We start from the raw sequence: 22,677 nt of genomic DNA, 5'->3' as shown, positions 1-22,677 counted from the left end.
TTAAGCCGGTTCTAAAGCCCAAAAAACTCGCGGGCCGTCAATTCATCTCGCGCAATTTGCGCTTTGAGTTCATCCAGCGAACCAAATCGCTGCTCATTGCGTATTTTTTTACGCAGTATTACATCTATATGGCGACCATACAGGTCCATTACAACGTCCAGCAGGTGCACTTCTAGCTGTTGACGCACACCGGCGACGGTCGGACGCGTGCCAATATTGGCGACGCCGTAGAACGGCTTATCGCCCAGTCCTGCCACTTCTACCGCATAGACCCCTTTAACCGGGGAAACCTGACGACGCAGCGGTATATTCGCCGTCGGGAAACCTATCGTGCGGCCCAGCGCATCCCCATGGACCACGCGGCCAGAGATGGTGAACGGATGCCCCAGCAGGGTTTCTGCCGTATCCAGTTCGTCATCGGCCAGTGCCCGGCGTACCGCCGTGCTGCTGACGCGTACGCCGCCTTCACAGAAGGTCATCGCGCTGGTGACGTCAAAACCGTACTCCAGACCAGCCTTCTGTAATAGCAAGAAATCGCCCTGACGACCAGCGCCAAAGCGGAAATCATCGCCCACGGCAAGAAACTGCACGCCAAGACGCTTAACCAGCAGGTCGCTGACGAAATTTTGTGCTGTCAGCGCGGCAAAGCGGCGATCGAAACGTACGCACAATACATAGTCCACGCCGGACTCAGCCAGATAGCGCAACTTCTCGCGCAGGCGTGTAAGACGGGCGGGAGATTTATCGCCCGCGAACAGCTCCAGCGGCTGCGGTTCGAAAATCATCACTACAACGGGCAGACCACGGGCCTCCCCTTCTTTACGCAATCCCTGCAACAGCGCCTGATGACCACGATGCACGCCGTCGAAATTACCAATGGTCAGCACGCACCCGTGCGGGGCTCTGCTGAGATTATGTATGCCGCGTATCAGCTTCATGTCTGGCTCAAAACAGTGAAAATCGCCAAAGTATACCTTGTACAGCGGTTAAGGTTAACCGGCGATTGTTCGTGCAAAACAGAAAGCCGTAATGATTTCATCAGGCTGACCTTTCGCAGCGAAAAAATCTGCTCGCGAACTGCGATTTTTATGCCGAAAAGCTGTATTCACGAACAACAAGCTGGTAGAATCCTGCGCCATCACTACGTAACGTAGCGTCGCCACATTAACGGCGCTTATTTGCACAAATCCATTGACAAAAGAAGGTATAGAGGGCATATTCCTCGGCCTTTGAATTGTCCACATAGATCATATTTGGGAGTTGGACCTTGGCTAATATCAAATCAGCTAAGAAACGTGCCGTACAGTCTGAGAAGGCTCGTAAGCACAACGCAAGCCGTCGCTCTATGATGCGTACCTTCATCAAGAAAGTATACGCAGCTATCGAAGCTGGCGACAAAGCTGCTGCGCAGAACGCATTTAACGAAATGCAACCAATCGTGGATCGTCAGGCTGCTAAAGGTCTGATCCACAAAAACAAAGCAGCGCGTCATAAAGCAAACCTGACCGCGCAGATCAACAAACTGGCTTAATCGCCGCTTGTTGTTGCTTGTTTTAAAAGAACCCGCTTAACGCGGGTTTTTTTATGTCTTCAGATTGCCGGTGGCGTAAACAGCGCCGAGTAGTCACGGTTACAGATTCGCTGTACCGCGGGGTGCTGAATCATTCTTTCGGCAAATATGGCGTGATACTCCTCCATCACGTTATCCACTCTGCCTATCTCCGTAATCTTGTCATCCGAATAGAGATCGTGCGCGTAGAGCGTCGGCGCAACAAAGATGGCGTTATGCGCTTCACCAAAGGCTTTCATCAGCGCCGCATCGTCGAACTCACCGAGGATTTCCACCTTCAGCCCCTGGGAATTAAACCAGTTCAGCAGCTTGCGTCCGAGCATGGAACGCCTTCCCGGCACCAGCAGGCGACGCTCTTCCAGGCAGGCCGGGAAGGGTTTCTCCGGCGGCGGATTAATGCACCAGAAGCTCACGCCGCATTCACCAATCTTCACCGAGAACAAGCCTTCCTGCTGCGTGGAGTCAATCGGGCAGTCCGAGATAATCATATCCAGCTTGTGCTGGCTTAGCTGTTCCAGCAGCATCTCGTGAGTGGATTCAAAGCAGCGAAGATGAATTTGTTCATCTTCAACCACCGCCGCGTCCAGCACGCCGCTCACCAGCCGTTTGGACAGCGCATCCGCTACGCCAACGTCAAAGAGCAGGTTCGACTCTTTGCGGTAGTTGACGATATCCAGCATCTCCTGGCTCAGGGTGAACATCTTGTCCGCGTAGCGGAAAACCAGTTCACCCAGTTCGCTGGGTTCAATCCCGCGCCCCTTACGCTTGAACAGATTGCCCTGCAAACGCTCTTCCAGCGCCTTAATTTGCCCGGTGATGGTTTGCGGCGTCAGGTAGAGCGCCTCTGCTGCCCCGACCACCGATCCCTGTTTATAGACGTGCCAGAAGTAGTAAAGATGGTTGTAATTCAAATGAGACATCGCGTCTTCTCTCCCTGAGTGTGTATCGGGAGAAGGCTCGCCTCCTCCCGGTGTTCCGTTATGCCTGGACGGCCTGTCCGGACAATTTTACCTTCAGCAAGGTATAACCGATTACCGCGGCCAGTAATGACCCGATAAGAATGCCGAGTTTCGCCCAGACGATCAGCTCAGGCGCATGCGCGCCAAACGCCAGCGTCGAGATAAAGATCGACATCGTAAACCCGATACCACACAGCACGCCGACGGCCATAATCTGCTTAAACGTGGTGCCGTGCGGCAATGACGCCAGCTTCAGTTTCGTCGCCAGCCAGCAGAAGAGACTAATACCCAGCGGCTTGCCGATAAACAGCCCGGCAATAATGCCCAGCGGCAGCACGGACGTTAGCCCGTCCAGCGTCACCCCGCCGAGGGAAACGCCCGCGTTGGCAAACGCAAACAGCGGCAGGATCATAAAGGCGACCCACGGGTGCAGCACATGCTCCAGCTGTTTGGCAGGCGACTTGCCGTCCTGCGGCTTCAGCGGCACGAAGAAGCCGACGATCACCCCAGCCAGCGTGGCATGCACGCCTGATTTCAGCACCGCCGTCCACAGCACCATCCCCACGAGGATGTAGATACCGATGCGGCGCACATTAAAGATGTTCAGCAGCGCCAGCACCGCAATCGCCCCGGCAGCCACGCTCAGGGACAGGATCGACAGATCGCTGGTGTAGAACAACGCGATAATCACAATGGCGCCAAGGTCATCAATAATCGCCAGCGCCATCAGGAAGATTTTCAGGGCTACCGGCACGCGGCTTCCCAGCAGGGCCAGCACCCCGAGCGCAAAAGCGATATCCGTCGCAGCCGGGATTGCCCAGCCGTGACGTGCGATCGGATCCTGCCAGGTGAACGCCAGAAAGAGCAGCGCCGGCACCACCATCCCGCCGAGCGCAGCAATGACCGGGAACGCCGCACGCTGGCGGCTGGCAAGCGAACCCAGCACCAGCTCACGCTTAACCTCAAGCCCCACAAGCAGGAAGAACACCGCCATCAGCGCATCGTTGATCCAGAGCAGCATGTTCTTGTTGATTTCCAGCGCCCCGACCTTCAGTTCAACGGGCGTTTCCAGAAAAGCATGATACAGATCGCGGGTCATTCCGACGTTGGCCAGTACCATCGCGGCCGCAGCAGCCATAATCAGGATCACGCCGCCGGATGCCTCACTGCTAAAGAAACGGTGTAGTAATTTCACTTTAGTTCTCTCTTTTACAACAATACCTCGATAAAACCATAATACCAAGCCAGATAGCTCGGCAAAAACAGATTAATATTGAGTATAGGTTCAGTTTAACCGAGCAATACCGACAAAAAGAAAAAGCCCGGAATCGCTTCCGGGCTTTTGCGGATGAAAACCAGCTAGTCGATTAGCGGGTCAAATCATCGAAGAATTTTTTGACACCATCGAAGAAGCTTTTGGAGCGCGGGCTATTTTTCTCACCCGTCGGGCCACCGAAACTCTCCTGCAACTCTTTCAGCAGCTGTTTCTGCTTGTCGTTCAGGCCAACCGGCGTTTCCACGACGACGCGGCACAGCAGGTCGCCCTGCGCACCACCACGAACGGATTTAACGCCTTTACCGCGCATGCGGAACAGCTTACCGGTCTGGGTCTCGCCCGGGATCTTCAGATTGACGCGACCATCCAGCGTCGGTACTTCAATTTCGCCACCAAGTGCCGCCATCGCGAAGTTGATCGGCACTTCACAGTACAGGTTATTCCCTTCACGCTCGAAAATCGCGTGCTGTTTAACCTGCACCTGAACGTACAGATCGCCTGCCGGTGCGCCGTGTTCACCTGCTTCACCTTCGCCCGCCAGACGAATGCGGTCGCCCGTATCGACGCCAGCTGGGATCTTAACGGACAGGGTCTTGGTTTTCTCAACACGACCGTGGCCGTGGCACTTGGTGCACGGATCTTTAATCAGCGTACCGCGACCGTGACAGTGCGGACAGGCCTGCTGTACCGCGAAGAAGCCCTGACGCATCTGCACCTGGCCGGAGCCGTGACAGGTTGGACAGGTCTGCGGCTGCGTACCCGCTTTCGCGCCGCTGCCGTGGCAGACGTCACACTCTTCCAGCGTCGGAATACGGATCTCTTTGGTGACGCCGCGAACGGCCTCTTCCAGCGTCAGATCCATGTTGTAGCGCAGATCCGCGCCGCGCGCCGCGCGCTGACGACCACGACCGCCGCCGAAGATATCGCCAAACACATCGCCAAAGATATCGCTGAAGTCAGCGCCGCCGCCAAAGCCGCCGCCACCGAATCCACCGCCACCCATGCCGCCCTGTTCAAAGGCTGCGTGACCGTACTGGTCATAGGCCGCACGTTTTTGTGCATCGGTCAGGACTTCATAGGCTTCTTTGATCTCTTTAAATTTGGCTTCAGCCTCTTTGTCACCCTGGTTACGGTCCGGGTGGAATTTCATGGCCAGGCGCTTATACGCCTTTTTGATTTCACGCTCTTCCGCAGTTTTCGGAACGCCTAAAATCTCGTAATAGTCTTGCTTTGCCATTGGTTTTTTTAAGCCCCTTAACATGCGAGCACGGGCGTGGAGAGTTCTCCTACGCCCGTGCCGATTAATTACCCTGCATCAGGGCGATTATTTTTTGTCTTTAACTTCTTCGAACTCAGCGTCGACAACGTCGTCGTCTTTCGCATTGTTCGCAGAAGCGTCAGCGCCCGCCTGCTGCTGAGCGTGCTGCTGCTGAGCGATTTCCATCAGCTTCTGGGAAGCCTGTGCCAGCTCCTGCATCTTCGCTTCGATGTCCGCTTTGTCTTCGCCTTTCAGAGACGTTTCCAGCGCGCTCAGTGCAGTTTCGATAGCAGTTTTGTCTTCCGCTGGCAGCTTATCGCCGGCTTCTTCAACCTGCTTACGGGTGCTGTGCAGCAGATGGTCACCCTGGTTACGGGTCTGAACCAGCTCTTCGAACTTACGGTCGGATTCCGCGTTAGCTTCGGCATCGCGAACCATTTTTTCGATTTCTGCTTCGTTCAGGCCAGAAGATGCCTTGATGGTGATCTTCTGCTCCTTACCGCTGTTTTTGTCTTTCGCAGACACGTGCAGGATACCGTCAGCATCGATGTCGAAGGTGACTTCGATCTGTGGCATGCCGCGCGGTGCCGGGTTAATACCGTCCAGGTTGAACTGACCCAGAGATTTGTTATCCGCCGCACGCTTACGCTCACCCTGCAGCACATGGATGGTTACCGCAGACTGGTTGTCTTCAGCGGTAGAGAACACCTGGCTGTGCTTGGTTGGGATGGTGGTGTTTTTGTTGATGAGCGCAGTCATCACACCGCCCATGGTTTCGATACCCAGAGACAGCGGGGTAACGTCCAGCAGCAGTACGTCTTTCACTTCACCGGTCAGTACGCCACCCTGAACCGCAGCACCAATTGCCACCGCTTCGTCCGGGTTAACGTCTTTACGTGGCTCTTTACCAAAGAACTCAGCCACTTTCTTCTGCACCATTGGCATACGGGTCTGGCCACCAACGAGGATAACATCGTTGATATCAGACACGGACAGGCCAGCGTCCTGCAGAGCAACTTTCAGCGGCTCGATAGAACGGTTCACCAGGTCTTCTACCAGGCTTTCCAGTTTCGCACGGGTCACTTTGATATTCATGTGTTTAGGACCGGTCGCGTCTGCGGTGATGTACGGCAGGTTCACGTCGGTCTGCTGAGCGGAAGACAGCTCGATCTTCGCTTTCTCAGCCGCTTCTTTCAGGCGCTGCATAGCCAGCGGGTCGTTACGCAGGTCAATGCCCTGATCTTTCTTGAACTCGTCAACGAGGTAGTTGATCAGACGGGTATCGAAGTCTTCACCACCCAGGTGGGTATCACCGTTGGTTGCCAGAACTTCGAAGGTTTTTTCGCCGTCAACTTCGTCGATTTCGATAATAGAGATATCGAAGGTACCACCACCCAGGTCGTAAACCGCGATAGTACGGTTGCCGACTTCTTTATCCAGACCGTAAGCCAGAGCAGCCGCGGTTGGTTCGTTGATGATACGTTTTACTTCCAGACCTGCGATACGGCCAGCATCTTTGGTTGCCTGACGCTGAGCATCGTTGAAGTAGGCAGGAACGGTGATAACCGCTTCCGTTACCGGTTCGCCCAGGTAATCTTCAGCGGTTTTCTTCATTTTTTTCAGCACTTCAGCAGAAATCTGCGGTGGTGCCGTTTTGGTGCCTTTCACATCAAGCCATGCATCGCCGTTATCTGCTGCGATGATTTTGTAAGGCATGATGGAAACGTCACGCTGAACTTCTTCGTCCTGGAAGCGGCGGCCGATCAGGCGTTTAATCGCAAACAGGGTGTTTTGCGGGTTTGTCACTGCCTGACGTTTAGCCGGCTGACCAACCAGAGTTTCACCATCCTGGGTATAAGCAATGATAGAAGGCGTGGTGCGATCGCCCTCGGCGTTCTCCAGCACGCGTGCAGTAGTGCCATCCATAATCGCTACACAAGAGTTGGTTGTACCCAGGTCGATACCAATAATTTTACCCATCTAAACGTCTCCACTAAAAATTCAGTCAACATGTGGTTGTGTACCTGTAATAAGGGCAGAACGTGCTTTTTCAACTGCCCAGATTTGATTTTTTTCAGGTCCACACACTGCGGTTGACTACAAGATGGGGTCGCGACGGCATCCATCAAGGGGGAATGATAAAAAAAATTTTAATTTCACCCTGATGAGATCATAGACGCCATCGATTGCGCCCATTATGATGCCGCGCCCAGTCAGGGAGAACTGACGCGGGTTTAACCATTTCACCATATTAATGATGATTTTTTTGAGGACTTATGGGCAACACTAAGTTGGCTAATCCGGCTCCGCTGGGCCTGATGGGTTTTGGCATGACCACTATTCTGCTGAACCTGCACAATATCGGGATGTTCCCGATGGATGGCATCATCCTGGCGATGGGCATTTTTTACGGCGGTATCGCGCAAATTTTCGCGGGCCTGCTGGAATATAAGAAAGGCAATACTTTCGGCTTAACCGCCTTCACCTCTTACGGTTCTTTCTGGCTGACCCTGGTTGCCATTCTGCTGCTGCCTAAAATGGGCATGGCAGACGCGGCAAACGCCCACTTCCTGGGCGTTTATCTGGGCCTGTGGGGCGTCTTCACCCTGTTCATGTTCTTCGGTACCTTGAAAGGCAACCGCATGCTGCAGTTCGTCTTCCTGAGCCTGACCGTCCTGTTCGCCCTGCTGGCGATTGGTCACCTCGTGGATAACGAAGGCATCGTTCATGTTGCAGGCTGGATTGGCCTGGTTTGCGGCGCAAGCGCTATCTACCTGGCAATGGGTGAAGTGCTGAACGAGCAGTTTGACCGCACCGTGCTACCGATTGGTGAAAAACACTGATCCTTCTGTCGTGTCCGCCTCGCGGGCACGACATCCCTTCTTCTGCCCCAGCCAAATCCCTAATCCCAGCCCCATCACCGACAGCGCCAGCACGTACCAGGCCGGAGCCATAGGAGACACGCCCATCAGGACCGTCACCGCAATCGGCGTCAGCCCACCGAAAATGGCATACGACACGTTGTAGGAAAACGAAATCCCGGTAAAGCGAACCTCTGGCGGGAACGCGCGCACCATCACGTACGGTACCGCCCCGACAACGCCCACGCACAGCCCTACCACGCCGTACAGCAGGAACAACTGTTCAGGATGGCTGCTTGCCAGATGGTAAAACGCCCAGCTTGAAGCGGCCAGTAACAGGCTGCCGACAATAAAGGTGACGCTGGCACCGAAACGATCCGCCGCCAGCCCGGCGGCCAGACAGCCAAAGCAGAGCATGATTGTCGCGATACTGTTTGCCTGTAGCGTCACGGCAGGGGCGAAACCGTACTGCTTTTGCAGCCAGACTGGGGACATCAATATCACTACCACTATGCCCGCCGAGAGCAGCCAGGTGAGCAGCATCGATACCACCACCGCTTTTTTATGGCGTACCACGACCGCCTTCACCGGCAGCTCCTGCGCCAGCGCTTTGCGCTGCTGCATTTCGAGGAAAATGGGGGTCTCCTGCAGCCAGCGGCGCAGGTACATCGCGACCAGACCAAACGCCCCGCCCAGCAGGAACGGAATACGCCAGCCCCAGTCGTGTACGGCCTGCTGCGTCATGCTGGTATTCACAATGGTGGCGACCACCGAGCCGAGCAGGATCCCGACCGTCAGCCCCGCCGTTAAGGTTCCGCAGGCGATACCAATGCGGCGCACGGGAACATGCTCCGCGACAAACACCCACGCGCCCGGCACTTCACCGCCAATCGCCGCCCCCTGCAGGACGCGCATCAGCAACAGCAGCAACGGCGCGAGAATGCCCATCGAGGCAAAGGTAGGCAACAGACCAATGGCCAGCGTCGGCACGGCCATCAGCAGGATGCTAAGGGTAAACATCTTCTTACGCCCGACCAGATCGCCAAAGTGAGCCATGATGATGCCGCCCAGCGGACGCGCCAGATACCCGGCGGCAAATATGCCGAAGGTTTGCACCTGACGCAGCCACTCCGGGATATCTGCCGGGAAGAAGAGTTCTCCCACCGCGGCGGCGAAGAAGACGAAGATAATGAAATCGTAAAACTCCAGCGCGCCGCCTAAGGCCGCGAGCGTGAGGGTTTTGTAATCCTGTCGATTCAGAGGTCGGGTGTTATGTGACATAGCGAACCATTATGCGTGTATTGTGGATTTATTTTTACAGCAATCGTAAAGAAAAAATTACTATACCGTAAAACCGTTACCACGCTATCGCCGCTTCAGCTTATGTCACATATTGATTAATTTCAGGAGATTGTTTCGCGACGCGCGTTTTTAGGACGAAAAGCTGCTACCACTTTCTCATCGGTTTCAACATACGGGCCGTCAAGTAGCTGTATACAATACGGTACACTTGCAAAGATACCGTGAACGATGACGCTGCCGTCTTCCGCTTTAAGCCCTTCCAGAGTCTCTTTGATCGACTTCGGCTGGCCCGGCAGGTTCAGGATCAACGCCTGCTTGCGGATCACCCCCACCTGGCGGGAAAGAATGGCCGTCGGAACAAAGTGTAGACTGATCTGACGCATCTGTTCGCCGAAGCCAGGCATTTCACGATCGGCAATCGCCAGCGTCGCATCCGGCGTCACATCACGGCGCGCGGGCCCGGTTCCGCCAGTGGTTAATACCAGGTGACAGCTCATCTCATCCACCAGCTCACACAGGGTCTGCTCGATGATCGGCTGTTCGTCGGGAATCAGGCGAGTCTGGATCTCAAACGGGGTAGTCAGTGCACTGGCCAGCCACGCTTCCAGAGCGGGGATGCCTTTATCCTGGTAAACACCGCTGGAGGCGCGGTCAGAAATCGACACTAAGCCGATGCGTAAGGTATTCATATCCATTCCATTCAAAGAGTACTGATTAAAGGGAATGATACACGCAGAGAGGGGATTCAGACAGGGGACGAAAGAAGTCGCGTGACCGGGAGCCCGGTCACGCAGAATGATTACAGCAGGTCGCCGATCATTTTTTCCAGTTTGCCCTGGTCAACAGCAAACTTACGGATACCGTCCGCCAGCTTGTCTACCGCCATTGGATCCTGGTTGTGCTGCCACAGGAACTCGGATTCAGTGATGCGCTCTGGGCGTGCTTTCACTTCACCGGTATAGGACAGTTTACGCTCCAGGGTACCTTCGCTTTCTGCCAGCTCTTTCAGCAGCGCAGGCGCGATGGTCAGGCGGTCACAGCCAGCCAGCTCAATGATTTCACCGACGTTACGGAAGCTTGCGCCCATAACCACAGTCTCATAGCCATGCTGTTTGTAGTATTCGTAGATTTCAGTCACAGAAATCACGCCTGGATCTTCAGCCGGTGCGTACTCTTTCTTATCGGTGTTGGCTTTGTACCAGTCCAGAATACGGCCTACGAACGGAGAAATCAGGTATACGCCCGCTTCTGCACAAGCACGCGCCTGCGCGAAGGAGAACAGCAGGGTCAGGTTACAGTTGATACCGTCTTTTTCCAGCTGCTCTGCCGCGCGAATACCCTGCCAGGTAGAAGCCAGTTTGATCAGGATACGGTCGTTGCTGATGCCCGCGTCGTTGTACATTTTGATCAGACGTTTCGCTTTGGCGATAGACGCTTCGGTGTCGTAGGAGAGACGCGCATCCACTTCGGTAGAGATACGGCCAGGAACCAGTTTCAGGATCTCCAGACCGATGTTCACTGCCAGTTTGTCAGTGGCATCCACAACCTGCTGCGCGCGGTCATTGCTCTGCGCTTTCGCCCAGGTCACTGCGTCGTCAATCAGTTTGCGATACTCAGGGATCTGTGCGGCGTTAAGGATCAGAGAAGGGTTGGTTGTGGCATCCTGCGGCTGGTACAGCTTCATTGCCGCGATATCTCCGGTGTCAGCTACGACAGTGGTGAACTGACGAAGGGAGGTCAATTTATCCGTCATGATAGTGTTTCTCTTTTAACGTGCCCTGGATAATTCACGCTACCGACAGCATGCCTGCAGCGGAAAAATGACAGGTTTACTTGTTAGGGGGATGTAACCGGTCTGCCCTGATGATAACACGACGGAGGGGTAGCGCAACCGCAGACAGTGCGCTTAGGCAGAGTATGATAAACTGGAAATATTAACAGGCTGCTAAGCAACAGCATGCCCAATCAGTGGTAGCGCTTACATATTCACATTGGCATCAACAAGAGGGACGTTAATGCCTGATTTCTTTTTCTTTATTAACGAAGTCCTCTGGGGTTCGATAATGATATACCTGCTTCTGGGAGCAGGTATTTGGTTTACGCTACGCAGTGGGTTTATCCAGTTTCGCTATATTCGCAAGTTTGGCAGAAGTCTGAAAAACAGCGTCACGCCTCAGCCGGGCGGATTAACGTCATTCCAGGCGCTCTGTACCAGCCTCGCGGCTCGCCTCGGCAGCGGCAATCTGGCGGGCGTTGCGCTGGCCATCAGCGCCGGTGGGCCGGGCGCGGTCTTCTGGATGTGGGTAACGGCGCTACTCGGGATGGCTACCTCCTTTGCCGAAAGTTCGCTTGCACAACTCTACAAAGAGAAAGATAAACACGGCCAGTTTCGCGGTGGTCCTGCCTGGTACATGGCGCGTGGCTTAGGGATGCGCTGGATGGGCGTCCTGTTCTCGGTTTTTTTACTGCTCGCGTACGGTCTTATTTTTAATACCGTCCAGGCGAACTCGGTTGCCAACGCCCTGCGCTATGCCTTCTCCTGCCCCGAGTGGATCGCGGGTCTCGCTTTAGCCCTCATCGTTCTGCTTACCATCTCGGTCGGTCTCAAGGGCATCGCTCGCCTGATGCAGTGGCTGGTGCCCATTATGGCGCTGCTCTGGGTTGCCGCGAGCCTGTTCGTTGCCGCACTGCATCTCGACCAGGTGCCGGGCGTGATTGCCACCATCGTCAAAAGCGCCTTTGGCTGGCGCGAAGTGGCCTCCGGGGCGCTGGGCTACACCTTCAGCCAGGCGCTGATGGCGGGTTTTCAACGGGGCATGTTCTCCAATGAAGCCGGTATGGGGTCAACCCCCAACGCGGCCGCCGCCGCCTCTTCCTGGCCGCCGCACCCGGCCGCACAAGGCATTGTGCAGATGATTGGCGTCTTTACCGATACCATTATTATCTGTTCCGCCAGCGCCATGATTTTGCTGCTGGCAGGCCCCGTACCGCACGCGTCGGGCACCGTCGGGATACAGCTTCTCCAGCAGGCGCTGGTCAACCTGACCGGCGGCTGGGGAGCCGGATTTGTCTCGCTCATCCTGATCTTGTTTGCCTTCAGCTCGATAGTGGTGAATTACCTTTACGCCGAAAATAACCTTATTTTCCTGAAGCTCGACTCCCGCGCCGCAATCGGAACCCTGCGCCTGGGGGTCATCCTGATGGTGATTGCAGGCTCCCTGCTCAGTATGCCGCTGGTCTGGCAGCTGGCCGATATCATTATGGCGCTGATGGCGATCACGAACCTCACGGCAATCCTGCTGCTCTCGCCCGTGGTGACCCTGATTGCCAGAGACTATCTGCGTCAGCGCAAACTCGGCGTTCCGCCGGTCTTTGATCCCGCCCGCTATCCCGATATCAAGGCGCAGCTTGCCCCCGGGACGTGGGATGATTTGCCGCGGCAATAACAGCTATCGATCAATTCGGGGCGATTTTTTGCTAAAGTCGCTCTAAATTTCCTGCAAGGACTGGATATGCTGATTCTGATTTCACCTGCAAAAACGCTCGACTACCAGAGCCCGCTCGCCACCGAACGCTATACCCAGCCTGAACTGCTGGACTATTCGCAACAGCTGATCCGCGAAGCGCGTAAGCTCTCTGCGCCGCAAATCGCCTCGCTGATGAGCATCAGCGACAAGCTGGCAGACCTTAACGCGACCCGCTTTCATGAATGGCATCCGGATTTCACCCCTGCCAACGCTCGTCAGGCGATTCTGGCATTTAAAGGCGACGTGTATACCGGCCTGCAGGCGGAAGATTTTAGCGAAGCCGATTTCGATTTTGCCCAGCAGCATCTGCGCATGCTGTCGGGTCTGTACGGCGTACTGCGCCCGCTGGATCTGATGCAGCCGTACCGTCTGGAGATGGGGATTCGTCTGGAGAATGCCAAAGGCAAAGACCTGTACCATTTCTGGGGCGATATCATCACCGATAAGCTGAATGCGGCGCTGCACGCACAGGGCGATAACGTAGTGATTAACCTGGCGTCCGATGAATATTACAAGTCGGTGAAGCCGAAAAAACTGGATGCCGACATCATCAAGCCGGTATTCCTTGACGAGAAGAACGGCAAGTTCAAAGTGATCAGCTTCTACGCCAAGAAAGCGCGTGGCCTGATGAGCCGCTATATTATCCAGAACCGCCTGACGAAGCCGGAGCAGCTAACCGCCTTCAACAGCGAAGGCTATTTCTTTGACGAGGCGTCGTCAGGGAAAGGCGAACTGGTGTTTAAGCGCCACGAGCAGTAAAAACAAACCCCGCCAGCTGGCGGGGTTTTGCATTAGTGGTGTTTCCAGTCCGGGCCGCGATCGTCGCGGCGGTCATCGTGGTGATGGTCATCGTGACGATCGTCGTGTTTACGATGCTCATCATGTGGGCGCCAGTGGTTATCGCGCCAGTCATAATGCGCTTTCCACCAGTCGTGGTCGCGCCAGCGGCCGCCGTCCCAGTAATGCCCGTTATTATCCCGGTCGCCAATCTGCAGTTTGACCGCGGGTACGAGGGTGATTTCGGATGCCTGTACCGCCATGGGAGCGACCAGCATCAGTGAAAGCGCAATCAGCACAGGTTTCAGTGTAGACATCGGTGACTCCTTATTATCTTTGCCCAACGTGGGCCGATGTAAGGAGAGTACGCGAGGGGAACGGGGGATGTTATTCTCTGCAATCCTAAACGCTAAGTGACCGCATTTATTGGGAATTTCTACTTTTTCCCTGCTATTTTTCTCCTTAATTTCTCCATAAAAAAAGCCGGGTGGCGCTTCGCTTACCCGGCCTACGATTTGTTCGTCGTTGTAGGCCCGGTAAGGCATAGCCGCCACCGGGCAACACAATCACGCACGCGTCATCATTGGTTGTAGGTCGGGTAAGGCGTAGCCGCCACCCGACAAAAAATCATGAGCGAGTCATCATCAGCTTACGCAGCGCGGCAAAGTCTGCCGGCAGCTCATGAGACAACAGCGGCAGGTCGGCACGCTCGGCCAGCTCTTTCGGCAGCGGCAGCGTTTCGCCCAGAATCGCCTCCACGCTCTCTTTGAACTTCGCCGGATGTGCGGTTCCCAGGAACAGGCCGTATTCACCCGGATTAAGCTGATCGCGCAGCGCGCGGTAGGCAATCGCCGCGTGCGGTTCAGAGGTATACCCCACCGCCTTCAGCTCGCGCATGGTGGATTTGGTGGTCTCATCCGTCACCGCGGCATAGCCCAGGTCGCCCAGACGCCAGATCTTACGGCGGAACAGCTCTTCCACGCGCGGCCAGTTGTTTGGCTGTGACACATCCATCGCATTGGAGAGGGTCGCCTGCGTGGCGTTCGGCGCCCACTTCCCGTCTTTCAGGAAGCGTGGCACGGTGTCGTTGGCGTTGGTGGCGGCGATAAAGCGTTTCACCGGCAGCCCCAGGGATTTTGCCAGCAGGCCCGCCGTCAGGTCACCGAAGTTACCGCTCGGCACGGAGATCACCAGCTGGTTGCGCGCTTCCTGCGGCAGTTGCGCCACCGCTTCGAAGTAGTAGCAGATCTGCGCCAGCAGACGGCTGATGTTGATGGAGTTGGCAGAGTTCAGACCCAGCGCCACCTTCAGCTCTTCGTCGTCAAAGGCCTGCTTGACCAGCGCCTGGCAGGCATCGAAATCACCGTCAATTGCCACGGTTTCAATGTTGCCGCCGAGGGTGCAGAACAGTTTCTCCTGCAGCGGGCTGATTTTACCTTTCGGATAGAGGATCACCACGCGGACGTTTTTCAGGCCGTAGAACGCGTGGGCTACCGCCGCGCCGGTATCGCCGGAGGTTGCGGTCAGGATGGTCACCGGCTTGTCGCCGCTGATGTGGGTCAGCATCTGCGCCATAAAGCGGCCGCCGAAGTCTTTGAACGCCAGGGTCGGGCCGTGGAACAGCTCCAGACAGCCGACGTCAGGCTCAACCTGCTGAACCGGCGCCGGGAACGCGAATGCCGCGCGTACGCGCTCTTCCAGCAGCTCCTGCGGAATTTCATCGCCGATAAACGCGGAAAGAATTTTGGTGCTGCGGGTGACAAAATCCTGCTTAAGCAGGTCATCAATCTCGGTCAGCTGGAATTCCGGCAGGTCATGAGGGAAAAACAGCCCCTGATTTTTGCCCAGTCCCTGAGTCACCGCCTGCGCGAAGCTGACCTGCTCGTTATGATCTTTAAGGTTGTAGAGTTTCATTAATTATCCCAGTACTCGTGCGCCAGCCGTGTCCAGACGGCAAATATGAACAAAGCCTTCCTGATTTTGCAGGTAGTGTTTAGAGAGCCAGTCCGCCACGCGCTGCGCAGTGTCTGCCTTGTCGCACAGGGCGAACAGCGTCGGGCCGGAGCCGGAGATGCCGCACGCCTGCGCGCCGATATCCATTGATGCCTGTCGCGCCTCGTTAAAGCCGGGCAGCAGCTTCGTGCGGTACGGCTCGGCAATGACGTCCTTCATCAGTTTGGCCGCCAGCTGCGGCTGGCGGGTGTAGCAGGCGTGGATAAAGCCCGCCAGATGACGCCCGTGGGCAATACAGTCCTGACGACGATACTGCGCGGGCAGGATCGCACGCGCTTCCGCGGTTGAAACCTTGATACCCGGATAGGCCAGCACCCACAGCCACTCATCAAACCCTGGCACCTGCTGGCTGATGATGCCATTTTCTTCGATCATCAATTGCATGCCGCCGAGGAAGCACGGCGCCACGTTGTCATAGTGAATGCTGCCGGAGATACGCCCTTCCAGCTCGCCCATTAAGCCCAGCAGGCGGTTGTTGTTCAGCGGCTTGCCGCAATGCTCGTTCATTGCTACCAGCGCGGCGACCACCGAACAGGCGCTGGACCCCAGACCCGAGCCGATCGGCATACTTTTTTCCAGCGTCATGGCGACCGGCACGTTTTTGCCGATCTCCTGACAGAAACGTTCCCAGCACTGATAGACGATGTTCTCGCGCGGGTCGGACGGTAACTTGCTGGCGAAGCGGCCCACGTTGTTCAGGCTGAAGCTGTCTGCCGCTTCCACCGTCACCGTATCACCCAGCAGCGAACCATCCACCGGCGTCACCGCCGCACCCAGCACGTCGAATCCGACGCTCATATTCGCGCTGGAAGCCGGGGCATAAACTTTGACCATGTTAAACTCCTAACTTCCATGACAGGGTACGCAGCAGATCGGCAAACACACCCGCCGCCGTAACATCGTTCCCTGCGCCATAGCCGCGAAGCACCAGCGGCAGTGGCTGATAATAGTGGCTGTAAAACGCGAGGGCGTTTTCGCCGTTTTTGACTTTGTACAGCGGGTCGTTGCCATCCACTTCGGCAATCTTCACCCGGCACACGCCATCTTCTTCAATGTTGCCAACATAGCGCAATACCTTACCTTCATCACGGGCTTTTGCAACGCGAGCGGCAAACGCGTCGTCAAGCTGCGGCAAACTGGCCATAAAGGCGCCAACATCGCCGCTGCTGTCAAATTCTGCCGGCAGGACCGGTTCAATCACGATATCAGAAAGCTCAAGCTCACGGCCCGTTTCGCGGGCGAGGATCAGCAGCTTGCGCGCCACATCCATACCGGAAAGGTCGTCACGCGGATCCGGCTCGGTATAGCCCAGCTCGCGCGCGGCGCGGGTGGCTTCCGAGAGGCTCATCCCCTCATCCAGCTTGCCGAAGATAAACGACAGCGAGCCGGAGAGAATGCCGGAGAAACGCTGCAGTTCGTCGCCCGCGTTAAGCAGGTTCTGCAGGTTCTCGATAACCGGCAGGCCCGCCCCCACGTTGGTGTCGTACAGGAACTTGCGGCGCGACTTGCTCGCCGCCAGACGCAGCTGGTGATAGTAATCCATCGACGAGGTGTTGGCCTTTTTATTCGGCGTCACCACGTGGAAACCTTCACGCAGGAAGTCCGCGTACTGGTCGGCCACCGCCTGGTTCGAGGTGCAGTCGACGATGACCGGGTTAAGCAGGTGATACTCTTTTACCAGACGGATCAGGCGACCCAGGTTGAACGGCTCTTTTGCCTCCTTCATCTCGGCCTGCCAGTTTTCCAGGTTCAGGCCGTGGACGTTCGTCAGCAGCGCTTTGGAATTCGCGATCCCGCAGACGCGCAGGTCGATGTGTTTCTTCTTCAGCCACGCCTGCTGGCGCTTCACCTGCTCCAGGAGCGCGCCGCCCACGCCACCCACGCCAATCAGGAACAGCTCGATGACCTGATCGGTGTTGAACAGCATCTGGTGAACCACGCGAACGCCGGTGGTGGCATCGTCGTTATCGACGACAACAGAAATTGAACGCTCTGACGAGCCCTGGGCAATCGCCACGATATTGATATTGGCGCGCGCCAGCGCGGCAAAGAATTTGGCGGAGATACCGCGCAGGGTGCGCATACCGTCGCCCACTACGGAGATGATCGCCAGACGCTCCTGAATCGCGAGCGGCTCCAGCAGCTCTTCTTTCAGCTCCAGATAGAACTCTTCCTCCAGCGCGCGGCGGGCGCGCAGGCAGTCAGCCTGCGGCACGCAGAAGCTGATGCTGTATTCGGAAGAGGACTGGGTGATCAGCACCACCGAAATACCGTTGCGGGACATGGCCGCAAACACGCGCGCCGCCATGCCGACCATTCCTTTCATCCCCGGACCGGAGACGCTGAACATCGCCATATTGTTGAGGTTGGAAATGCCTTTCACCGGCAGACCGTCCTCATCGGTGCTCGCGCCAATCAGCGTACCCGGCGCCTGCGGGTTACCGGTATTTTTAATCAGGCAAGGGATCTGGAACTGGGCAATCGGGGAGATGGTACGCGGGTGAAGCACTTTGGCGCCGAAGTAGGAAAGCTCCATCGCTTCCTGGTACGACATCGACTTCAGCAGCCTGGCGTCCGGTACCTGGCGCGGGTCGCAGGTATAGACGCCGTCGACGTCAGTCCAAATCTCGCAACAGTCCGCGCGTAAACAGGCAGCCAGCACGGCGGCGGAGTAGTCGGAGCCGTTACGGCCCAGCACCACCAGCTCGCCCTTCTCGTTACCGGCGGTAAAGCCAGCCATCAGGATCATGTGGTCAGAAGGAATTTTGCTGGCGGCGATACGGCGGGTTGATTCGGCAATATCAACGGTGGATTCGAGGTAGTGGCCCACCGCCAGCAGTTTTTCAACGGGATCGATCACGGTCACGCTATGGCCGCGCGCTTCCAGCACGCCCGCCATGATGGCGATAGAGAGTTTTTCACCGCGACAAATCAGCGCCGCGTTGATGCTGTCCGGGCACTGGCCAAGGAGGCTGATGCCGTGCAGGACATGTTTAATTTGCGCGAATTCCTGCTCAACGAAGGACTTCAGCTGCGCATGCGGGAAGCCAGGCAGCGCCTCTGCCAGCCCTTGCAGTAAGTCAGCGAAGATACGCTCTGCGTCGCTGATGTTCGGAAGTGCATCCTGACCACCGATGGTCTTTTCAATCATCGCCACCAGATGGTTCGTGATTTTTGCCGGGGCAGAGAGCACGGTCGCAACCTGCCCCTGCCTGGCGTTGCTTTCCAGGATATCGGCAACACGCAGAAAACGTTCCGCATTTGCCACTGATGTACCGCCGAACTTCAACACTCGCATGGTTCTACCTCGTTTCCTTTAGCCGAAAAAAAAGCCCGCACTGTCTAGGTGCGGGCTTTTTTCTGTTTTTCCTGTACGCGTCAGCCCGCATCGTTACCTGTGGTAATGATGATGGTTGTGGTAATGGTGGTGATGCTGATGCGTTTCATGGATGTTGTGTACTCTGTCATTATTATCTGTCTGTGCTGTATTCTTTTAGGGTTAAAGGATCGGGCACCTTAAGTCAACGAATTTTTAATTTGATCACAATTCGGGAGACTCTCACGTCCCGCTGTGTGCAGATTTATTTTCATCCGATTCCCCCATGTGCAACCCATCCAGACAGACTTATTCGCCATAGTAAAAACTTATGGCAGTGTTTTACTCGGCCAATTTTTTTTCAATATCGTGTAGCAAACGGTGCAGCATGGCGGTGTCCCGCTGTTCAAGACGCCCCAAACGCTGCTGCAACCAGTCAGCCATTTTTTGATCGTCCGCCACCCCCAGATGCACGAGCAGGTTTTCTACGCGCGCGCGAAGTGCGGCAAGCTGATTTTCATCGGTTCCTGTATTTTGCGACGGGGGAATTTGTATTAAGGATGCTAATTGATAGCAATACACCATGACCGCCTGGCCTAAATTGAGGGACGGATAATCCGCGACCATCGGTGCCCCCGTCAGCACGTCCGCCAGTTCCAGCTCTTCATTGGTTAATCCAGAATCTTCACGCCCAAACACCAGCGCCGCTTTCTCCAGCCACTGGCTTTTCTCGCCGAGCATCGGCACCAGCTCCGCTGGCGTGGCATAGTAGTGGAACTTCGCCCGGCTGCGCGCCGTGGTTGCGACGGTAAACGAAATATCGTGCAGCGCATCGGCAAGCGTAGCGTAAGTGGTTATATTATCGAGAATATCTCCCGATCCGTGCGCCACCCAACGGGCGGCGGGTTCCAGATGGGCCATGCTGTCCACAATACGCAAATCGGTAAAACCCATGGTCTTCATGGCACGCGCCGCTGCGCCTATATTTTCTGCTCTGGCTGGGGCAACCAGTACAATCGACAGATGCATTTATGCTCTCTTTTTAATCAGTTAGCCGGTAAAAATGTGATGCACTTCAACATATTACGCAGCGCGAATTTACAAAATTGCAACACAAATCACCGAAATAGCGTTTCATAACAAATTAAAAACGCTAAACTATTCTGTGTCTGAACAATCAGTTAGAATGTTAACAGAACACTATTATCCTTATGTTTTATAATGATAATAGCGACATGAATACCCTATTCTGATTGGATTCGCTTCGTTTATAAATCAATGTCCGCAACTAGTTGGTTTATTGAAAAATTGTGACAAAGGCTAGCATTCGGCTACGATGATTTCATCAAACTGTTAACGTGCTACAATTGAACTTGATATATGTCAACGAAGCGTAGTTTTATTGGGTGTCTGGTGTCACTTAGCCTGTTATGTTGCTGTTAAAATGGTTAGGATGACAGCCGTTTTTGACACTGTCGGGTCCAAAGGGAAAGTACCCAAGACCAAGCTAATGATGTTGTTGACGTTGATGGAAAGTGCATCAAGAACGCAATTACGTACTTTAGTCACGTTAAGCCGATCATGTTAATTTGCGACATGCATCAGGCAGGTCAGGGACTTTTGTACTTCCTGTTTCGATTTAGTTGGCAATTTAGGTAGCAAACATGCAGACCCCGCACATTCTTATCGTTGAAGACGAGTTGGTAACACGCAACACGTTAAAGAGCATTTTCGAAGCAGAAGGCTACGATGTCTTTGAAGCGACCGATGGCGCAGAGATGCATCAGATCCTTTCTGAAAATGATATCAACCTGGTGATCATGGACATTAACCTGCCGGGCAAAAACGGTCTTCTTCTGGCGCGCGAACTGCGCGAGCAGGCGAACGTCGCGTTAATGTTCCTGACGGGCCGTGATAACGAAGTTGATAAAATTCTTGGCCTGGAAATCGGTGCGGATGATTACATCACCAAGCCGTTCAACCCTCGCGAGTTAACCATTCGTGCACGCAACCTGCTGTCCCGTACCATGAACCTGGGCACGGTCAGCGAAGAGCGTCGTAGCGTTGATAGCTACAAATTCAACGGCTGGGAACTTGATATCAATAGCCGTTCGCTGATTAGCCCGAACGGCGAGCAGTATAAACTGCCGCGCAGTGAATTCCGCGCGATGCTGCACTTCTGCGAAAACCCGGGCAAGATCCAGTCCCGTGCAGAGCTGCTGAAGAAAATGACCGGCCGTGAGCTGAAGCCGCACGACCGTACCGTAGACGTCACCATCCGTCGTATTCGTAAGCACTTCGAATCTACGCCAGATACGCCGGAAATCATCGCCACGATCCACGGCGAAGGGTACCGTTTCTGCGGTGACCTGCAGGAGTAATCCCGCAGTTAACGCATTAAAAAACGGCGCATTTGCGCCGTTTTTTTTATTTCAAGATCCGCATCGTGTCGTTATCAGGCTCTGCCGGAGGTTCAGGCCGCTTTGGCTGAGAGAGCGAGTACCAGTCGAAATGCCGGGTCAGGTACATCACGGCAAACAGCGCCAGCGCGAGAACCGCTGACCCCAACAGCAGCGCGCTGTCCTCCGAGCGCAGCAGGAACCACATCACGACATCCAGCCCGATTAGCGCCAGCACAAACAGCCCGCTGCGCTTCCAGCTTTTCATCACGGCCTGCAGGTACATTACGTTCATCGCTGCACCAACCTGACTTGCAACAACCCAGGCGGGGGTAAACCCGACGTGTTCAGACAGCGCCAGCAGCACCAGATAGAACAGGACCAGCGACAGCCCCACCAGCAGATACTGCATCGGGTGAAGGCGTAATCCGGTTAAGGTTTCGAAGACAAAGAAGGCCATAAACGTCAGCGCAATCAGCAAAATGGCGTACTTGATCGCACGGTCAGTCAGTTGATACTGATCGGCAGGCGTGGCTACCGTAACGCTAAAAGCAGGGATTGATTCCCACTCTGGCGATTCACTGCCGTTAAACCAGCTCTCAAGATTGTTCGCAAACCAGCTGCTCTGCCAGTTCGCCTGAAAACCAGAATCACCAATTTTATGTTTCACCGGCAGATAGTTACCCATAAAGCCCGGATGAGGCCAGTTGCTGTTGAGCGTCATTTCACTGTTGCGTCCCACAGGAACCACGGCAAAACTCCCCGTTCCGGCCAGATTCAGGGACATCTCCAGGGCAAACGTTTTTGACTCCAGCGTTTTGTCAGTCAGCGGAATATGAATACCGGAAAGCGCACCATACACACCCGACCCCGGCTCGACGCTCAACGCCTCGCCATTGATGCTGGAGACTTTCACCGTGCCAATGCCCCGCGCATCCCCCACGCCGACAACGATAAACGGTTGCCCAAGGGTCATCGTTTCCCCTTTAAGCTGCGCCATTTTCTCGGTGCTGAACCGCACTTTTATCCTGAGATCGGTGTTCCAGATCTGTCCGTCATAGATCCCGATATTTCGGGACTCAACGTGCTGGTTACCTTCAACAACCAGAGACTCCGGCAGAATAAAATGCATATAGCTTTTCTTGTACTCGACTTTCTTCTCATCCTCTACCTTGTAAAAAATCTCCGTTACCGGGATAGCAATCAGCGGCCCGACCAGTTTTTGCGGCCCGCTGGTACTCTGACGCAGCGTATTTTCAACATCGTTGCGGTAGCTCTCCCGCTCTGATATCAAGTTACTGACCATAAAAAGCGGGACTAACAGCAGCAGGATACACCCCAGCAGGGTGCTAACTTTCCAGAACAGGGGGGATTTCATCATTACGTCTCCTTTGTGATGAGGAGAGCGTAACCAGGCTA

Annotated in this window: 21 protein-coding genes, 1 pseudogene and 1 other annotated feature; of the genes and pseudogenes, 5 read left to right on the top strand and 17 right to left on the bottom strand. The window is 55.2% G+C overall.

Features of this window, described 5'->3' with window-relative positions; genetic code table 11:
* Positions 1 to 11 precede the first annotated feature (11 nt).
* Together ribF and KGP25_RS03865 are read right to left on the bottom strand one after the other, a co-directional pair.
* Positions 12 to 938 carry a bifunctional riboflavin kinase/FAD synthetase gene (ribF, locus tag KGP25_RS03870; RefSeq protein WP_045907763.1) on the bottom strand — a complete coding sequence of 309 codons (927 nt, stop codon included), beginning with the start codon at positions 936 to 938 and terminating at the stop codon, positions 12 to 14.
* A gap of 7 nt (positions 939 to 945) precedes the next feature.
* A pseudogene (locus KGP25_RS03865) lies at positions 946 to 1,152 on the bottom strand (DUF2575 domain-containing protein); the annotation flags it as partial.
* A gap of 115 nt (positions 1,153 to 1,267) precedes the next feature.
* On the opposite strand from KGP25_RS03865, the gene rpsT reads away from it, so the two are divergent.
* Entirely contained in the window at positions 1,268 to 1,531 is a 264-nt protein-coding gene (gene rpsT / locus KGP25_RS03860; RefSeq protein ID WP_003856458.1) for a 30S ribosomal protein S20, read from the top strand.
* 59 nt (positions 1,532 to 1,590) lie between these two features.
* Here the strand turns inward: rpsT and nhaR are convergent, their stop codons facing one another.
* The 4 genes from nhaR to dnaK all read right to left on the bottom strand — a co-directional run bounded on the left by nhaR (position 1,591) and on the right by dnaK (position 7,043).
* Positions 1,591 to 2,490: a transcriptional activator NhaR gene (gene nhaR, locus KGP25_RS03855; RefSeq protein WP_223540004.1), complete on the bottom strand. Its 900-nt coding sequence runs from the start codon at positions 2,488 to 2,490 to the stop codon at positions 1,591 to 1,593.
* A gap of 58 nt (positions 2,491 to 2,548) precedes the next feature.
* Entirely contained in the window at positions 2,549 to 3,724 is a 1,176-nt protein-coding gene (gene nhaA, locus KGP25_RS03850) for a Na+/H+ antiporter NhaA (protein ID WP_047746184.1), read from the bottom strand.
* A gap of 172 nt (positions 3,725 to 3,896) precedes the next feature.
* Positions 3,897 to 5,042, bottom strand: coding sequence for a molecular chaperone DnaJ (dnaJ, locus tag KGP25_RS03845; protein ID WP_008502040.1), 1,146 nt, complete (start codon positions 5,040 to 5,042; stop codon positions 3,897 to 3,899).
* Between the two features lie 87 nt (positions 5,043 to 5,129).
* On the bottom strand, positions 5,130 to 7,043 hold the full coding sequence (gene dnaK / locus KGP25_RS03840; protein WP_048028553.1) for a molecular chaperone DnaK: 1,914 nt from the start codon (positions 7,041 to 7,043) through the stop codon (positions 5,130 to 5,132).
* A 296-nt stretch (positions 7,044 to 7,339) separates the two neighbouring features.
* Here dnaK and satP point away from each other — a divergent pair, with 296 nt between their 5' ends.
* A complete protein-coding gene (gene satP / locus KGP25_RS03835) occupies positions 7,340 to 7,906 on the top strand; it encodes an acetate uptake transporter (protein ID WP_008502042.1) in 567 nt (188 codons plus the stop codon).
* Here the strand turns inward: satP and KGP25_RS03830 are convergent.
* The 3 genes from KGP25_RS03830 to tal all read right to left on the bottom strand — a co-directional run bounded on the left by KGP25_RS03830 (position 7,883) and on the right by tal (position 10,979).
* Entirely contained in the window at positions 7,883 to 9,205 is a 1,323-nt protein-coding gene (locus KGP25_RS03830; RefSeq protein WP_223540003.1) for an MFS transporter, read from the bottom strand. The two genes, satP and KGP25_RS03830, sit on opposite strands and share 24 nt — an antisense overlap.
* Before the next feature lie 122 nt (positions 9,206 to 9,327).
* Positions 9,328 to 9,915: a molybdopterin adenylyltransferase gene (gene mog, locus KGP25_RS03825; protein WP_008502044.1), complete on the bottom strand. Its 588-nt coding sequence runs from the start codon at positions 9,913 to 9,915 to the stop codon at positions 9,328 to 9,330.
* 110 nt (positions 9,916 to 10,025) lie between these two features.
* Positions 10,026 to 10,979: a transaldolase gene (tal, locus tag KGP25_RS03820; protein ID WP_024907418.1), complete on the bottom strand. Its 954-nt coding sequence runs from the start codon at positions 10,977 to 10,979 to the stop codon at positions 10,026 to 10,028.
* 262 nt (positions 10,980 to 11,241) lie between these two features.
* Here tal and KGP25_RS03815 point away from each other — a divergent pair, with 262 nt between their 5' ends.
* Together KGP25_RS03815 and yaaA are read left to right on the top strand one after the other, a co-directional pair.
* The gene (locus KGP25_RS03815) at positions 11,242 to 12,672 is read left to right on the top strand and encodes a sodium:alanine symporter family protein (RefSeq protein WP_223540002.1); all 1,431 of its coding nucleotides are present in this window, start codon (positions 11,242 to 11,244) and stop codon (positions 12,670 to 12,672) included.
* Between the two features lie 66 nt (positions 12,673 to 12,738).
* A complete protein-coding gene (gene yaaA / locus KGP25_RS03810; protein ID WP_048225595.1) occupies positions 12,739 to 13,512 on the top strand; it encodes a peroxide stress protein YaaA in 774 nt (257 codons plus the stop codon).
* Positions 13,513 to 13,544: 32 nt separating this feature from the next.
* On the opposite strand, the gene KGP25_RS03805 is transcribed toward yaaA, so the two are convergent.
* The 7 genes from KGP25_RS03805 to yjjY all read right to left on the bottom strand — a co-directional run bounded on the left by KGP25_RS03805 (position 13,545) and on the right by yjjY (position 20,428).
* Complete coding sequence (locus tag KGP25_RS03805) at positions 13,545 to 13,847, bottom strand: DUF2502 domain-containing protein (protein ID WP_045907758.1); 303 nt, start codon at positions 13,845 to 13,847, stop codon at positions 13,545 to 13,547.
* A gap of 310 nt (positions 13,848 to 14,157) precedes the next feature.
* Positions 14,158 to 15,444: a threonine synthase gene (thrC, locus tag KGP25_RS03800; RefSeq protein WP_223540001.1), complete on the bottom strand. Its 1,287-nt coding sequence runs from the start codon at positions 15,442 to 15,444 to the stop codon at positions 14,158 to 14,160.
* A gap of 3 nt (positions 15,445 to 15,447) precedes the next feature.
* Positions 15,448 to 16,377 carry a homoserine kinase gene (thrB, locus tag KGP25_RS03795; protein ID WP_048225593.1) on the bottom strand — a complete coding sequence of 310 codons (930 nt, stop codon included), beginning with the start codon at positions 16,375 to 16,377 and terminating at the stop codon, positions 15,448 to 15,450.
* A 1-nt stretch (position 16,378) separates the two neighbouring features.
* Positions 16,379 to 18,841: a bifunctional aspartate kinase/homoserine dehydrogenase I gene (thrA, locus tag KGP25_RS03790; protein ID WP_045907755.1), complete on the bottom strand. Its 2,463-nt coding sequence runs from the start codon at positions 18,839 to 18,841 to the stop codon at positions 16,379 to 16,381.
* 24 nt (positions 18,842 to 18,865) lie between these two features.
* Positions 18,866 to 18,983, bottom strand: a sequence feature (Thr leader region).
* Positions 18,922 to 18,990 (bottom strand): thr operon leader peptide, encoded by a 69-nt coding sequence (gene thrL, locus KGP25_RS03785; RefSeq protein ID WP_015572623.1) that lies wholly within the window; start codon positions 18,988 to 18,990, stop codon positions 18,922 to 18,924. It overlaps the preceding feature by 62 nt.
* 211 nt (positions 18,991 to 19,201) lie before the next feature.
* On the bottom strand, positions 19,202 to 19,888 hold the full coding sequence (locus tag KGP25_RS03780; protein ID WP_223540000.1) for a tRNA/rRNA methyltransferase: 687 nt from the start codon (positions 19,886 to 19,888) through the stop codon (positions 19,202 to 19,204).
* 399 nt (positions 19,889 to 20,287) lie between these two features.
* Complete coding sequence (gene yjjY / locus KGP25_RS03775; RefSeq protein ID WP_085928893.1) at positions 20,288 to 20,428, bottom strand: protein YjjY; 141 nt, start codon at positions 20,426 to 20,428, stop codon at positions 20,288 to 20,290.
* 95 nt (positions 20,429 to 20,523) lie between these two features.
* On the opposite strand from yjjY, the gene arcA reads away from it, so the two are divergent.
* On the top strand, positions 20,524 to 21,240 hold the full coding sequence (gene arcA / locus KGP25_RS03770; RefSeq protein ID WP_003856501.1) for a two-component system response regulator ArcA: 717 nt from the start codon (positions 20,524 to 20,526) through the stop codon (positions 21,238 to 21,240).
* 46 nt (positions 21,241 to 21,286) lie between these two features.
* On the opposite strand, the gene creD is transcribed toward arcA, so the two are convergent.
* Positions 21,287 to 22,639, bottom strand: coding sequence for a cell envelope integrity protein CreD (gene creD, locus KGP25_RS03765; protein WP_223539999.1), 1,353 nt, complete (start codon positions 22,637 to 22,639; stop codon positions 21,287 to 21,289).
* Between the last annotated feature and the right edge of the window lie 38 nt (positions 22,640 to 22,677).

The organism is Enterobacter sp. JBIWA003, from assembly GCF_019968825.1.
In the GTDB taxonomy this organism is placed as follows: Bacteria; Pseudomonadota; Gammaproteobacteria; order Enterobacterales; family Enterobacteriaceae; genus Enterobacter; species Enterobacter quasiroggenkampii.
The sequence above is the reverse complement of the archived record's forward strand: the minus strand, read 5'-3'. Positions and strand labels throughout refer to the sequence as shown.